General features: G+C 70.9%; 9 protein-coding genes. 4 read left to right on the top strand and 5 right to left on the bottom strand.

The window, feature by feature from the left end; translation table 11 throughout:
- Positions 1–249 precede the first annotated feature (249 nt).
- Entirely contained in the window at positions 250–1,224 is a 975-nt protein-coding gene (locus tag FHX68_RS01720) for an IS481 family transposase (protein ID WP_141920012.1), read from the top strand.
- 29 nt (positions 1,225–1,253) lie between these two features.
- On the opposite strand, the gene FHX68_RS01715 is transcribed toward FHX68_RS01720, so the two are convergent.
- The 5 genes from FHX68_RS01715 to FHX68_RS01695 all read right to left on the bottom strand — a co-directional run bounded on the left by FHX68_RS01715 (position 1,254) and on the right by FHX68_RS01695 (position 8,202).
- Positions 1,254–2,630, bottom strand: a complete 1,377-nt coding sequence (locus tag FHX68_RS01715; protein ID WP_141920008.1) for an HNH endonuclease signature motif containing protein — start codon at positions 2,628–2,630, stop codon at positions 1,254–1,256.
- Positions 2,631–2,761: 131 nt separating this feature from the next.
- Complete coding sequence (locus tag FHX68_RS01710) at positions 2,762–3,373, bottom strand: M23 family metallopeptidase (RefSeq protein WP_141381518.1); 612 nt, start codon at positions 3,371–3,373, stop codon at positions 2,762–2,764.
- Positions 3,374–3,429: 56 nt separating this feature from the next.
- Positions 3,430–5,754: an NAD-dependent DNA ligase LigA gene (ligA, locus tag FHX68_RS01705; protein WP_141381519.1), complete on the bottom strand. Its 2,325-nt coding sequence runs from the start codon at positions 5,752–5,754 to the stop codon at positions 3,430–3,432.
- A gap of 108 nt (positions 5,755–5,862) precedes the next feature.
- Positions 5,863–6,960 (bottom strand): tRNA 2-thiouridine(34) synthase MnmA, encoded by a 1,098-nt coding sequence (gene mnmA, locus FHX68_RS01700; RefSeq protein WP_141381520.1) that lies wholly within the window; start codon positions 6,958–6,960, stop codon positions 5,863–5,865.
- Positions 6,961–6,969: 9 nt separating this feature from the next.
- Positions 6,970–8,202: a cysteine desulfurase family protein gene (locus FHX68_RS01695; protein ID WP_141381521.1), complete on the bottom strand. Its 1,233-nt coding sequence runs from the start codon at positions 8,200–8,202 to the stop codon at positions 6,970–6,972.
- 19 nt (positions 8,203–8,221) lie between these two features.
- On the opposite strand from FHX68_RS01695, the gene glgX reads away from it, so the two are divergent.
- The 3 genes from glgX to glgB all read left to right on the top strand — a co-directional run bounded on the left by glgX (position 8,222) and on the right by glgB (position 14,609).
- Positions 8,222–10,309 (top strand): glycogen debranching protein GlgX, encoded by a 2,088-nt coding sequence (gene glgX, locus FHX68_RS01690; protein WP_141920006.1) that lies wholly within the window; start codon positions 8,222–8,224, stop codon positions 10,307–10,309.
- A 194-nt stretch (positions 10,310–10,503) separates the two neighbouring features.
- Positions 10,504–12,471, top strand: a complete 1,968-nt coding sequence (locus tag FHX68_RS01685; RefSeq protein ID WP_141380720.1) for an alpha-1,4-glucan--maltose-1-phosphate maltosyltransferase — start codon at positions 10,504–10,506, stop codon at positions 12,469–12,471.
- Entirely contained in the window at positions 12,468–14,609 is a 2,142-nt protein-coding gene (gene glgB, locus FHX68_RS01680; RefSeq protein ID WP_141380715.1) for a 1,4-alpha-glucan branching protein GlgB, read from the top strand. Before FHX68_RS01685 ends, glgB begins: the two co-directional genes overlap by 4 nt.
- Positions 14,610–14,649: the final 40 nt, after the last annotated feature.

Below are 14,649 nucleotides of genomic sequence, written 5' to 3'. Positions count from 1 at the left end.
ACTTCGACGGCACGCTCGCCCATCGTCCGGGTCTGTTCGGCGCGCGGCGGCCAATCTCCGCTCGGGGCGCGCGGCGTGCGCTGGCACGGCACTCTGAATAACGTGCCCGTCGATGGCCGCGAAACGACCCGCACCCGGTCCCGCTGCCGTCTAGCTGTACTGACCCAGATCGTTGTTGACGTAGGAGAGACCTCCGGGGTCGAGTTGGAGCTGTCTAAGTTCTTCAGCTCAAACGCACGGAGGTCTCTCTTGTCTCACGCTAATGCCCGGCTGACTCCGGCCGGCCGGTTGATCATGGTTCAGCGCATCCAGTCGGGGCGTGCGGTCGCGCATGTTGCCGCGGAAATGGGGATCTCCCGCACGACCGCGTGGCGGTGGTGGCGCAGGTTCCGGGAGTGCGGCCCGGCGGGCCTGATCGATCGTTCCAGCGTCGCCCGCTCCCACCCTCGCCAGACCAAAGCGTGCGTGGAGGCGAGGGTGCGGATCATGCGGCACCTCACTCGGCGTGGGCCGGTGTTCATCGCTGACAAGCTCGGCTTGCAGGCCTCAACGGTCGGTAGGGTGTTGCGCCGCCACCACGTGCCGTTGCTGCGGGAGCTGGACCCGGTCACGGGGTCCGTGATCCGCGCGACCCGCCGATCCGCGCAGCGTTACGAGCATGATCATCCCGGGTCCCTGATCCACGTTGATGTGAAGAAACTCGGCCGTATCCCCGACGGCGGCGGATGGCGTCTGCATGGCCGCGGGCAACGTCCTGCGCGCAAGCGGGGCCTGGGTTACGACTACGTGCACACCGTCATCGACGACCATTCCCGAGTTGCTTACGCGGAGATCCACGACGACGAGAAAGGCACCACCGCGGCGGGCGTCCTCGACCGCGCGATCGCGTTCTACGCGCGCCTCGGCGTCACAGTCGAACGCGTCATCAGCGACAACGCGTTCGCTTACCGCCACTCGGCCGCGTTCAAGGCCGTGGTCGACGCGCACGGCATCCGACAGCGGTTCATCAAACCGCACTGCCCCTGGACCAACGGGAAAGTCGAACGCCTCAACCGCACCCTCGCCACCGAGTGGGCCTACGCCCGCCCCTGGAGCTCGAACGACGACCGAAAAGCAGGGTTGACGACCTGGCTCGACTACTACAACCTAGACAGGCACCACCTCGGCATCGGAGGCAAAACCCCCATCGACCGAATCAACAACGGTCGAGGTCAGTACATCTAGCCGCAGGCTTTGTCCGGCCAGCCCACGGGCTAGAACGGTGGTGGTTCGTCGACAGCGGTGGTGCTGATGGATGCCGGGGTGAACGCGACGGGTGGTGCGGGGGCGTCTTCGCGGTAGATCCGTCCGGTGGGTGAGGTCCATTCGAGGACCCCGCCGGGGAGTTGCCTGACCTTCCAGCGGGTGAACTGTTTCATCGAATGATGCCGCTGACACAGGTGTGCCAGGTTCCACAGCGCGGTGGGTCCACCTTTGGCTGCGTCGATGGTGTGGTCGATCTCGCACCGGATCGCCGCACGCCGACACCCGGGGAACCGGCAATGCTGATCCCGCGCCCGCAGGAACCGGCGTTGCGGCCACGGCGTCCGATACCGGTCCACCGCGAGCACCGTCCCCTCCACCGGGTCGGTCAGCACCCGAGCCCACGAATGCGTGTCCCCCGCGAGGCAACGCGCCGTCTCCGCATCGATCGGGGAACGACCGACCAGATCCGCCGGACCGTCATCGACACCCAGAAGAGTGAGAGCGGGGACGATCACCTGCACCTGCGCACGAATCGCACCCAGCGACCCCTGCCCGTCACCGTGGGCAGTGGGATCGAGTGCCGGCGCCCCGGCAAGCAGCAGATCGGAGAACACGTCCGCGCGGACCTGATCGATCCGACGCCGATCAGGCTCGGAGTCACCCGCACCGGACGCGTCACCCGCACCTCGTGCGCCGAACGCACTGGCCGCATCGCCCGGTTCGCGGGAGTCGATCACGGTCTGCGCCTGCTGGGTGAGCCGGTCGAGGATCCCATCGGCGATCACGGTGGGCAGCGTCGCGATCAGATCCGACATCCCCGCGCTGCCCGGCACGACCCGCACCCGCCGCTCCGCCGCCGCATCCCGATACCGGTCGGTGAACGACCGCTCCGCGAACCTCTCGGCGAGGATCTCCACCTCCGAACGCACCCGATTCGGCGTATCCCGCTCACACCGTGCAATAGCGGCAGCCTCGAACTCCGCCCGCCGCTCCGGCGACGCGTCGACCAGCACCGACCCGGCATCCGTGATCACCCGAACATGCCCACGCGTGATCCGACCCGACTCCCACGCGACGAGCGTCGCCGCATAATGCTCGACCAGGTCGCGGGCCTCGTCGATCCGGGACTGCACGGTCCGATCCGTCACCCGCAACACCCCGCCGAGCTCCGCCGCCACCGACCGCAACGCCATATCGTGCGCCCGCACAGCCGCCGGCGAACCCGCCGCCTGCCGTGCCGCGAGTTGCCCCGCCGCCGCAAGCGCACGCACCTCCGCGACCTGCCCGGCCCGCACCACCGCAGCCGCCCCCTCGACCTCACCCACGATCGACACCAAAGCGGCGACGTCTGCGTCGCTGCCCATCGACCCCGAATACTCGTCCATATCTTCGAGTGTATGAAGGGGGTCAGACATTGCAGTCACCCCTCGGGCGGCATAGCGTCTCTGTCCCCCGACCACCCTGTGCCCGTCGGGCCGAGCGCGCCGGACCGACGACACTCCCAACCCCCGCCGAGCTAAAGATCGACGATCTGCCGGTTGGCCGGCAACGACCCGGCGAAGGTGATCGGCACGGCCTCGGCTCTATCGAAGTCGGCGCTGTCTCCCGCTTGGATGTGGACGTGGGGCTCGGTGCTGTTCCCCGAGTTCCCGCACCGGCCTATCGGATCGCCGACTGTCATCGTCTGCCCCGCACGCACCTGCACGCTGTTCTGCTGCAGGTGGCACAGCGCGACGAATGTCCCGCGACTCTCGATCAGCACCTGGTTGCCCGCGAGCGCCCGCCAACCGGCGGTCGCCCGGCGCCCCTGCGTCGCCGCGTAGCCGAGCGACCAAAGCCCACGGTAGGCCGCATGGTCGCTCTCGCTTCCGTACGCCACCACGACGACTCCGTCGACGGGCGCAAGGATGTCCCGACCGAACCCCGGGAACCGCTCCGGCGGCTCTGTCCCGATCAGCGCGCTCCGCGTGACGGGCGCCGTACGACCGTTCGCCGCGACCGGAACGAAATCGATGGCATACGCCGACGCGAACAGCTCCGTGCCATGACTCGGAACGCGATCCGCCGGACTGTTCTGCACGAGCCATCTCCCGGTGAACGGGTAGGCGAGGTCGAACGGATCGTCCATGACTCCCCTCCCCACCCGAAAACCGCTCGCCGCCAGCCCGCCCTAGCTGTACTGACCTAGCCCGCGTCGGGGTCGAGCGCGTGGAGCGCGGCGGGGCCCTGCTCGACGAGGATCTTGAACTGCGCCGCGTCGATGATGCGGATGCCGAGCTCTTCGGCCTTGCCGAGCTTCGAACCGGCTCCCGGGCCCGCCGCGACGAAGTCGGTCTTCTTCGAGACGCTCGACGCGGCCTTGCCGCCGGCGGCGAGAATCGCCTCCTGCGCGCCCTCGCGGGTGTAGCCCTCGAGCGACCCGGTCGCGACGACCGTCACACCGTCCAGCACCCCGCCCGCGGCGACAGCCGCGCCCGGTCCCGGGTGGCCGGGGATCTCGAGACGCGCGCCGGCGGCCTGCCACCGATCGACGATCTCCCGATGCCAGTCGACCTCGAACCACTCCAGCAGCGAGTCTGCGATGATCCCGCCGACGCCGTCGACGGCGGCCAGCTCATCCCGCGAGGCGGCCCGGATCGCCTCGAGCGAGCCGAACCACTGCGCGAGCGCACGCGCCGCCACCGGTCCGACGTGCCGAATGCTGAGCGCGACCAGGAAACGCCACAGGTCCTTCGTCTTCGCCTTCTCGAGCTCCGCGAGGAGCGTCACGGCCTGCGCCGACGGCTGCGGGCCCGTGAGTCCCTCCTTCTTCTCCGCCGCGCTGGGGTTCCGCCGGAACGGCGCCCGCCGCACCGGCTCACCGGTCTTCTCGTCGATCTTCTCCTCGCCGGTCTCGCCGTCGCGCACGATCACCTCGATCGGCACGAGCTCGTCGAGCGTCAGCTCGAACAGCCCCGCCTCGGTCACGAGCGGCGGCGTCTCCGGCACCGACGGCTGGGTCAGCGCGGCCGCGGTCACCTCGCCGAGCGCCTCGATGTCGAGCGCGCCCCGCGAGCCGATGTGCTCCACCCGCCCCCGCACCTGCGCGGGGCACGACCGCGTGTTCGGGCACCGCAGATCGATGTCGCCCTCCTTCGAGGGCGCGAGCACGGCGCCGCACGACGGGCAGTTCGTCGGCATGACGAACGCCCGCTCGGTGCCGTCGCGCAGCTCGACCACCGGGCCGAGCACCTCCGGGATCACATCTCCGGCCTTCCGCAGCACGACCGTGTCGCCGATCAGCACGCCCTTCGCCTTCACGACCTCCTGGTTGTGCAGCGTCGCCTGCCGCACCACCGAACCGGCGACGAGCGCCGGCTCCATCACCGCGAACGGCGTCGCACGACCCGTGCGCCCCACCGAGACCACGATGTCGAGCAGCTTCGTGTTGACCTGCTCGGGCGGGTACTTGTAGGCGATCGCCCACCGCGGCGCGCGGCTCGTCGCACCCAGCTCATCGTGCAGCGCGAGCTCGTCGACCTTCACCACGACACCGTCGATCTCGTGCTCGACGTCGTGGCGGTGCTCGCCGTAGTGCGCGACGTAGTCGAGCACCCCGTCGATGTCGTGCGTGGTGCGGAAGTACGGACTCGTCGGCAGCCCCCACGATGCCAGCAGCCCGTACACCTCGCTCTGCGAGTCGACCGGCGGATCGGGCCACGCCCCGATGCCGTGCACGTACAGGCGCAGCGAGTCGAGTCGCGCGCGCCCGGCCTCGAGCTCCATCCCCGTCTTCTTGTCGAGCTGCTGCCGCAGCCCGCCGCTCGCGGCGTTGCGCGGGTTCGCGAACGCGGGGAAACGCCGCGCCGCGCTCCGGTCGGCGCGTTCCTCGTCGACCCCGCGGCCGCGCATCTCGGCCACCACACGCTCGCGCATCGCCGCCTGCAGAGCGTTCAGCTCGTCGAATGCCGCGACGGGAATATAGACCTCTCCGCGCACCTCGACGAGCGCAGGATGCCCCGATCCGGCGAGCCTCGTCGGGATGCCTGCGACCTGCACGGCGTTCACCGTCACGTCTTCGCCCACGCGGCCGTCACCGCGCGTGGCGGCGGAGACGAGCACCCCGTGCTCGTAGCGCAGGCTGATCGCGAGCCCGTCGATCTTCAGCTCGAGCAGCCACTGCACCGCGCGCCCGGCGGATGCCTGGGTCTTCGCGCACCACTCGGCGAGCTCTTCCGGGCTGAACACGTTGTCGAGGCTCAGCATCCGCTCGGCATGCTCGACGGGAGCGAACATCGACGACTCGGCGGCCCCGACGACGAGCGTGGGCGAGTCCTGACCCTGCAGCTCGGGATAGCGCGCCTCGAGCTCTTCGAGCCGCCGCATCCATCCGTCGTACGTCGCGTCGTCGACGATCTCGGCGTCACGCCCGTAGTAGGCATCGCGCGCGCCGACGATCTGCTCGGTCAGGCGCTCCGCCTCGTCTCGTGCCTGCGCGAGGGTGAGGTCGGAACCGGATGTCTGTGCCACCGGCTCAGTCTACGAACCGGCTCCGACATCCGTGGGTCACCCAGCTCGCCGACGCCGCAGACAGCTCAGCGAACACCAGCGCGAGGCGACCGCGACGCACCCGACGGGTCAGGCGGGAACGGGCACCGCCGACACCGTCGTGTCGATCGTGAACTGTCCGATCACGCGGGTGCCGTCGTAGAGCACGGCGGTCTGTCCGGGCGCGACGCCCTCGAACGGCGCGTCCGGGGTGACCGTGACCCCGGCATCCGTCAGCACCGCCCGCGCGGGCACAGGATCGGCGTGCGCGCGGATCTGCACGTGGCAGGGGAAGTCACCGGATGCCGGAGCGCGCCCCGCCCAGCTGAACCGCCCGCCGGCGATCTCGGCGGTCGCGAGCGCCTCCCGCGGGCCGACGACGACGGTGTTCGAGACCGGCCGCACCTCAAGCACGAAGCGCGGCTTGCCGTCGGCGGCGGGCACCCCGAGCGAGAGCCCGCGGCGCTGACCCACGGTGTAGCCGTGCGCGCCCTCGTGGCTGCCGACGACGGCGCCGGTGCGGTCGACGATGTCGCCCTGGGCGACGCCGACCTTGTCGGCCAGCCATCCGCGCGTGTCGCCGTCGGGGATGAAGCAGATGTCGTGGCTGTCGGGCTTCTGCGCAACGGTCAGCCCGCGCGCCGCGGCTTCCGCGCGCACGATCGCCTTCGACGGCGTCTGCCCGAGCGGGAAGTACGTGTGCGCGAGCTGCTCGGCGGTGAGCACGCCGAGCACGTACGACTGGTCCTTCGCGTCGTCGCTCGCGCGGTGCAGCTCGCGCCCGTCCGGCCCGTCGACGAGCGTCGCGTAGTGCCCCGTGCACACGGCGTCGAAGCCGAGCTCGATCGCGCGCTCGAGCAGCGCGGCGAACTTGATCTTCTCGTTGCAGCGCATGCACGGGTTCGGCGTCCGGCCCGCGCGGTACTCGGCGACGAAGTCGTCGATCACGTCGTCACGGAACCGCTCGGAGAAGTCCCACACGTAGAACGGGATACCGAGGAGATCGGCGGCCCGCCGGGCATCCATCGCGTCTTCGATCGTGCAGCAGCCGCGGCTGCCGGTGCGCAGCGTACCGCCCGCACGCGAGAGCGCGAGGTGCACGCCGACGACCTCGTGGCCCGCCTCGACGGCGCGCGCCGCGGCGACCGCCGAGTCGACACCACCACTCATCGCCGCCAGGATCCGCATGCGTCCAGTCTACGAGCGGTCGGCTGTGCGGGATCCGGATGCCCGGGCGTACGCCTCGGGAAGCACCGCGAGCACCGCGTCGACGTCCTCCGTCGTGGACGAGCGCCCCAGCGTCAGACGCAGCACCGACCGGGCGGCGCGCTCGTCGCGCCCGAGTGCGAGCACGACGTGCGACGGCTCCGCGACACCCGCCTGGCACGCGGAACCGATCGACACCGAGATGCCGGCCTGGTCGAGCAGGAACAGCAGCGACTCCCCCGCCGCGCCCGGAAAGAGCACGTGCACGTTCCCCGGCACGCGCCCGACCGGATCGCCGAGCAGCTCCGCCGCCGGGATCGCGGCACGGATGCCCGTGATCAGCCGATCTCCGAGCGCCCGCAGCCGCGTGGTCTCGGCCCCGAGCTCGTCGGTCGCCTCGGCGAGCGCGGCGGCGAGGGCGACCGCCCCTGCGACGTCGGGCGTTCCGGAGCGGAGGCCCCGCTGCTGGCCGCCGCCGTGCAGGAGCGGAGCGAGGCTCGCGTGGCGGGAGACGACGAGTGCGCCCGTGCCGACCGGTGCGCCGAACTTGTGCCCCGACAGGCTCAGCGCGACGAGTCCGGAGGAGCCCGCGGCCGTTCCCCGCCACCCGGCGAACGAGACGGGAACGTGTCCCACCGCACCGACCGCGTCGAGGTGGAGCGGCACCGCGGCATCCGCCGCCGCGGCGGCGAGCGCCGCGGCGTCCTGCACCGTGCCGACCTCGTTGTTCACGACGAGCGCGGTCGCGAGCGCCGCCGCGGAGAGATCCGCCGCCGAGAGATCCGCCGCGGAGGGTTCCGCTGCGGAGGCATCCACCCCCGCAAGCGCCGCCGCGAACTCCTCCGGATCGATACGCCCTACACCGTCGAGACCCACCGGACGCACCGCCGCGCCCTGCGTGGCGAGCCACGTGACCGTGTCGAGGGTCGCGTGGTGCTCGCCGTCAGGCAGCACCACGGCGTCCCGACCGGCCTCCCGCGCCCACCACAGACCCTTGAGCGCGAGGTTGATCGACTCGGTGCCGCCGCCCGTGAAGACGACCTCGATCGGCTCGCAGTCCAGACGCGCGGCGACCGCTTCGCGGGCGTCTTCGAGCAGCCGGCGCGCGGCCTGCCCCGACCCGTGCACCGACGAGGCGTTGCCGACCTCCGTCGCGGCGGCAATCCAGGCGTCCCGCGCGCTCGCACGCAGCGGCGCGGAGGCCGCGTGATCGAGGTAGATCATCCTTACTACTGTAGAGCGCATGGCCAGCTCGCTCCCGTCCGAATCCGCGCCCTTCCAGGGGTCCGTCTACGACGACCTCGGTGTCACCCTCGGCCCCGACGGCGGCACATTGCGGGTCTGGTCGGGCGCCGCGTCGAGCGTCGAGCTCGTGATCTTCGACGACACCGATCTCGACTGGATCACCGCGGTCGTGCCGCTCGAACCCGTCGGCGGCGGCGTCTGGCAGGCGACGACCGATGAGCTGGCGCTCGGAACCCGCTACGCCCTGCGTGTCGACGGTCCCTCCGGCCCGCGCAACACCTTCAATAAGGAGGCGCTCCTCATCGACCCCTACGCGCGCGGCCTCGTGCCGGTGCGCCGGGGCCAGTGGCGCGCCGTCGTCGTCGACAGCACACCCGACGAGCCGCTCGGCCCGCGCCCCGAGACGCCGCTCGACCGCACCGTCATCTACGAGGCGCACGTGACGGGCCTCACCAAGCGGCATCCGGGCGTTCCGCCCGCCCTGCACGGCACCTACGCCGGCCTCGGCCACCCCGCGACGATCGAGCATCTCACCGCACTCGGGGTGACCGCCGTCGAGCTGCTGCCGATCCACGCCTTCGAGACCGAGCCGCGCCTGCTCACCCAGGGGCTCACGAACTACTGGGGCTACAACACCGTGGGCTTCTTCGCCCCACACAGCGGCTATGCCACCGCCGCCTCCCGCGAGGCGGGGCCGCAGGCGGTGCTGCGCGAAGTGCAGCAGATGGTGCGGTCGCTGCACGCGGCGGGCATCGAGGTCATCCTCGACGTCGTCTACAACCACACCGCCGAGCTCAGCATCGGCGGTCCGCGCTCGAGCTTCCGCGGCATCGACAACGCCGCCTACTACCGGCAGCACGACGACGGCAGCTACATCGATGTGACCGGTTGCGGAAATTCGGTGGACACCTCGACGGATGCCGCGGCGCGCCTCGTCCTCGACTCGCTCGTCTACTGGGCAAACGAGGTCGGCGTCGACGGATTCCGCTTCGATCTCGCCCCCACCCTCGGCCGCGGCGCCGACCACGCGTTCGACCCCGACCATCCACTCCTGCGCGCGATCGTCGACGACCCGCGGCTCGCGGGGCGGAAGATGATCGCCGAGCCATGGGACGTGGGGCTCGGCGGCTGGCAGACCGGCGGGTTCGGGGCCGGCTGGAGCGAGTGGAACGACCGCTACCGCGATCGGGTGCGCAACTTCTGGCTGAGCGACGTCGACTACGCGCGCCGTGCGTCGACGCCGCCGGTCGGCGCGGGCGGGTTCGCGACCCGCCTCGCCGGCTCGTCGAACACGTTCAGCGCCGAGCGCGGTCCGCTCGCGAGCGTCAACTTCATCACCGCGCACGACGGGTTCACGCTCCGCGACCTCGTCTCCTACGACGTCAAGCACAACATGGGTAACGGCGAGCAGAACCGCGACGGCGCCGACACCAACCGCTCGTTCAACCACGGCGCCGAAGGCCCGACCGATGACCCGGGCATCCTGGCGACCCGACGGAAGGCCATGCGGAACCTCCTCGGCACGCTGCTGCTGTCGGCCGGCGTGCCGATGCTCACCGCGGGCGACGAGTTCGGACGCACGCAGCGCGGCAACAACAACGCGTACTGCCACGACTCCCCCCTCACCTGGATCGACTGGCAGCACGCCCCCTGGCAGGACGACCTGCTCGCCCACGCGCGCCGGCTCGTGCAGCTGCGGCACGAGAACCCCGCGCTCCGCCCCCGCCGGTTCGCGCACGAGGCCCGCACCGTGCCGAGCGCCTCGGTGATCGACTGGTACGACGAGCACGGCGAGACGATGTCGCCCGAGCGGTGGACGAACCCCGCCCACCGCACCCTGCAGTACGACGCCGAATCGACTCCCGAGAACGAGGCCCCGAACCGCATCCTCCTCGTCGTGCACGGCAACGAGCGCCCGATCGACGTCACGCTCCCCCGCCTCGACCGGGTCGCGGGGTACACGTCGCTGTGGTCGAGCGTTCCCGAACGGCCCGACGAGAGCCTCGCGGTGCTCGCCCCGGGCTCGGTGATCGCCCTGCCCGGCACGGCGCTGCACCTGTTCCGGATGGAGCCCTGTTCCGAATGACGCGAGCGCGGCGGTAGGTTCGAGACGTGGCCACCACGACGAGATCCTCCGCCCCCCGACCGGCACGCGGCCCGCGCATCGATGCCTCCGGTTCGCGCAGCGACGCACCCGCACTGCGCAGCGTCTCGCAGATCCCGCTCCGGCCCGCCGAGGCGTGGCAGAGCGACCCCGACACGCGCACCGGCCGCATCCCGCTGACCCTCCCGCGCCCGGCCGCGCCCGATCCCGGGTTCCGCCCGTCGGCGTACGCGGGCGAGGCGGTGCCCTTCCAGGTGACCGCGTTCCGCGAGGGACACGACCTCATCGGCGTGCACGTGCGCCTTACCTCACCCTCCGGCGCCGAGTCGCTGCACCGGCTCGCGGCGCTCGACGACGGCTTCGACCGCTGGCGCACCCTCATCGCCCCGCTCGAGCAGGGCGTCTGGACGTTCCGCTTCGAGGCCTTCGCCGACGACGTCGCCACGTGGCAGCACGCCGCCGAGCTGAAGATCGCCGCCGGCGTCGACACCGCCCTCATGCGCGAGATCGGCGCGCGGCTGTTCACCGCCGCAGCGACCGAGAAGGACCGGGGCGCCGCCCAGACGCGCGCGCTGACGGCCGCGGCGGCGACGCTGCGCGATGAGGATGCCTCGGACGAGGCCGCCCTCGCGGTCGTGCGTGACCCGCAGCTGGCCGAGTTCTTCCGCGAGCGTCCGCTGCGCTCGCTCCTCACCCTCGGCGAGGACCGTGAGCTGCTCGTCGAGCGCGAGCGCGCGGGCGTCGGCGCCTGGTACGAGTTCTTCCCACGGTCCGAGGGCGCGAAGCGCCGGAAGGACGGCACGATCGCGAGCGGCACCTTCCGCACCGCCACCAAGCGCCTCCCGGCCGTCGCCGCGATGGGGTTCGATGTGCTCTACCTGCCGCCCATCCATCCGATCGGCGAGGTGAACCGCAAGGGCCCGAACAACGCGCTCGTCGCCGGTCCCGGCGACCCGGGCTCGCCGTGGGCGATCGGCTCCGCCGCGGGCGGACACGACACTGTGCACCCCGACCTCGGGACGCTCGCCGACTTCCGCGCGTTCGTGCGCGCGGCCCGCGTCGAGGGGCTCGAGATCGCCCTCGACCTCGCCCTGCAGGCGGCGCCCGACCACCCCTGGGTGACAGCCCATCCGGAGTGGTTCACCACGCTTCCCGACGGGTCGATCGCCTTCGCCGAGAACCCGCCGAAGAAGTACCAGGACATCTATCCGGTCAACTTCGACAACGACCCGGACGGCATCCGCGCCGAGGTGCTGCGGATCGTACGGCACTGGATCGCGCAGGGCGTGAAGATCTTCCGCGTCGACAACCCGCACACCAAGCCCCTGCAGTTCTGGGAGTGGCTGATCGCGGAGGTGAACGCCGAAGACCCGGACGTCGTCTTCCTCGCCGAGGCGTTCACCCGCCCCGCTCCGCTGCTGGGCCTCGCCCAGGCCGGGTTCCAGCAGAGCTACTCGTACTTCACCTGGCGCAACACCAAGGCCGAGCTCGAGGAGTTCCTGCAGTGGATCTCGGGTGAGACCGCCGACGTGATGCGGCCGAACCTCTTCGTCAACACCCCCGACATCCTCACCGAGTACCTGCAGTACGGCGGCCGCCCCGCGTACAAGGTGCGCGCCGCGCTCGCCGCGACCGGCAGTGCGTCGTACGGGGTCTACGCCGGCTACGAGCTGATCGAGAACATCGCCCGGCCCGGCTCCGAAGAGAACATCGACAACGAGAAGTACGAGTACAAGCTGCGCGACTGGGCGGCGGCGGATGCCGCGGGCACCACCCTGGCGCCCTACCTGACGCGGCTGAACGAGATCCGGCGCGCCCATCCGGCGCTCCGCCAGCTGCGCGGGCTCACCGTGCACTGGAGCGATGACGAGGCCATCCTCGTCTACAGCAAGCACATCGACGGGGCCCTGACCGAATCGGGCGAGTCTGACACGATCATCGTCGTCGCCAACGTCGACCCGCACTCGGCGCGCCAGACGATGGTCCACCTCGACACGACGGTGTGGGGCGTCCCGCGCGGCGCCGACTACGAGGTCGAAGACCTCATCACCGGGGCCGTCTGGACGTGGAACCAGGATGCCTTCGTCCGCCTCGACGCGTTCGCCGAACCCGTCCACATCCTGCACGTGAGGAAGACCCGATGAGCACCGTTTCGGACCAGGTCCTCGACACCGTCGCCGACGGCTCCTACCACGCCCCGCACGACGTGCTCGGGCCGCACCAGCAGGCGGATGGGTCGTGGGTGATCCGGGCGCGCCGCCCGCTGGCGAAGACGGTCACCGCCGTCACCTCGGACGGGCGGAGCGTGCCCCTCACCCACGTTCGCGGCGGGGTCTGGGAGGGCGCGACGGACACGCAGCCGACGGCCTACGAGCTCGTCGCGACCTACGACGACGGCACCGAGTTCCGCAGCGACGATCCGTACCGGCATCTGCCGACCCTCGGCGAGGTCGACCAGTACCTCATCGGCGAGGGCCGGCACGAGCAGCTCTGGGACGTGCTCGGCGCCCACGTGCACCACTACACCGGGGTGACCGGCGTCTCGTTCGCCGTCTGGGCGCCGCGCGCGCGAGCCGTGCGTGTCGTCGGGGACTTCAACGGCTGGGACGGCCGCTCGCACGCGATGCGCAGCCTCGGCTCGACCGGCGTGTGGGAGCTGTTCGTCCCGGGGCTCGCCGCGGGAACGACGTACAAATACGAGATCCTCACCCCGCACGACGGCTGGATCCTGAAGGCCGACCCGATGGCCCAGTGGGCGGAGGTGCCGCCGGCGACGGCGTCGGTCGTCACCGAGTCGTCGTACACGTGGGGCGACGACGAGTGGATGGCCGCGCGAGCGCGCCGCTCGCCCACCGACCAGCCGATGTCGACCTACGAACTGCATCTCGGCTCGTGGCGCCCGGGCCTCGGCTACCGCGACGCGGCGCAGCCCCTCATCGACTTCCTGACCGAGGTGGGCTACACGCACGTCGAGTTCCTGCCGCTCGCCGAGCACCCGTTCGGCGGCTCGTGGGGGTACCAGGTCTCGGGCTACTACGCGCCGACGAGCCGGTTCGGCACGCCCGACGACCTCCGCTACCTCATCGATCGGCTCCACCAGGCGGGCTTCGGCGTCATCATGGACTGGGTGCCGGGGCATTTCCCGAAGGATGCCTTCGCGCTCGCCCGCTTCGACGGCGAACCGCTCTACGAGCACCCCGACCCCCGCCGCGGCGAGCACAAGGACTGGGGCACGCTGATCTTCGACTACGGCCGCAACGAGGTGCGGAACTTCCTCGTCGCGAACGCGCTGTACTGGTTCGAGGAGTTCCACGTCGACGGACTGCGCGTCGACGCCGTGGCATCCATGCTCTATCTCGACTACTCGCGCAACGAGGGCGAGTGGGAGCCGAACATCTACGGCGGCCGGGAGAACCTCGAGGCGATCCGGTTCCTGCAGGAGGTCAACGGCACCGCCTACAAGCGCTACCCCGGCATCGCGATGATCGCCGAGGAGTCGACGAGCTACCCCGGCGTGACGGCGCCGACCAGCGAGGGCGGCCTCGGCTTCGGGTTCAAGTGGAACATGGGCTGGATGAACGACACGCTCGTCTACTTCCAGCGCGACCCGATGTACCGCGCACACCACGAGGGCGAGCTGTCGTTCTCGTTCGTCTACGCCTTCAGCGAGCGCTTCGTGCTGCCGATCAGCCACGACGAGGTCGTGCACGGCAAGGGCACCCTGTTCACCCGCATGCCGGGCGACCACTGGCAGAAGCTCGCGAACGTCCGCGCCTTCCTCGCCTACATGTGGGGGCACCCCGGCAAGCAGCTGCTGTTCATGGGGCAGGATTTCGGCCAGCTCTCGGAATGGTCGGAGAGCCGGGGTCTCGACTGGTGGATGCTGGATCAGCCGCCGCACCGGCAGCTGCTCGACTTCGTCGGCGCGATGAACCGCGTCTACCGCGAGCAGGCCCCGCTCTGGTCGCGCGACAGCGACGGCGCCGCCTTCCGGCGCCTCGGTGAGCCGAGCTGGAACCCGAACGTCATCGCGTTCTCACGGGTCGACCACCACGGCAACACGGTCGCGATCATCTGCAATTTCTCCGGTACGCCGATCGAGGACTACGCGCTCGACCTGCCCGCCGCGGGCGAGTGGACGGAGCTGCTGAACTCCGACGCGCAGCAGTACGGCGGGTCGGGCGTCGGCAACCTCGGCGTCGTGCACGCCGACGAGAACGGTCGCGCCACGATGGTGCTGCCGCCGCTCGGCGTGCTCTGGCTCGGCAAGTCGGCCGGCTGACACGGCGCCCGGCCGGGTCGGAGGCGCCGGCGGCGCCTCA

The organism is Microbacterium lacticum (assembly GCF_006716815.1).
In the GTDB taxonomy this organism is placed as follows: Bacteria; Actinomycetota; Actinomycetes; order Actinomycetales; family Microbacteriaceae; genus Microbacterium; species Microbacterium lacticum.
The sequence above is the reverse complement of the archived record's forward strand: the minus strand, read 5'-3'. Positions and strand labels throughout refer to the sequence as shown.

Excerpts from the sequence above, each read along its gene's own strand:
- FHX68_RS01715 (WP_141920008.1), bottom strand. The coding sequence starts at position 2,630 with ATGGACGAGTATTCGGGGTCGATGGGCAGCGACGCAGACGTCGCCGCT.
- FHX68_RS01710 (WP_141381518.1), bottom strand. The coding sequence starts at position 3,373 with ATGGACGATCCGTTCGACCTCGCCTACCCGTTCACCGGGAGATGGCTC.
- mnmA (WP_141381520.1), bottom strand. The coding sequence starts at position 6,960 with ATGCGGATCCTGGCGGCGATGAGTGGTGGTGTCGACTCGGCGGTCGCC.
- FHX68_RS01695 (WP_141381521.1), bottom strand. The coding sequence starts at position 8,202 with ATGATCTACCTCGATCACGCGGCCTCCGCGCCGCTGCGTGCGAGCGCG.
- glgX (WP_141920006.1), top strand. The coding sequence starts at position 8,222 with ATGGCCAGCTCGCTCCCGTCCGAATCCGCGCCCTTCCAGGGGTCCGTC.
- glgB (WP_141380715.1), top strand. The coding sequence starts at position 12,468 with ATGAGCACCGTTTCGGACCAGGTCCTCGACACCGTCGCCGACGGCTCC.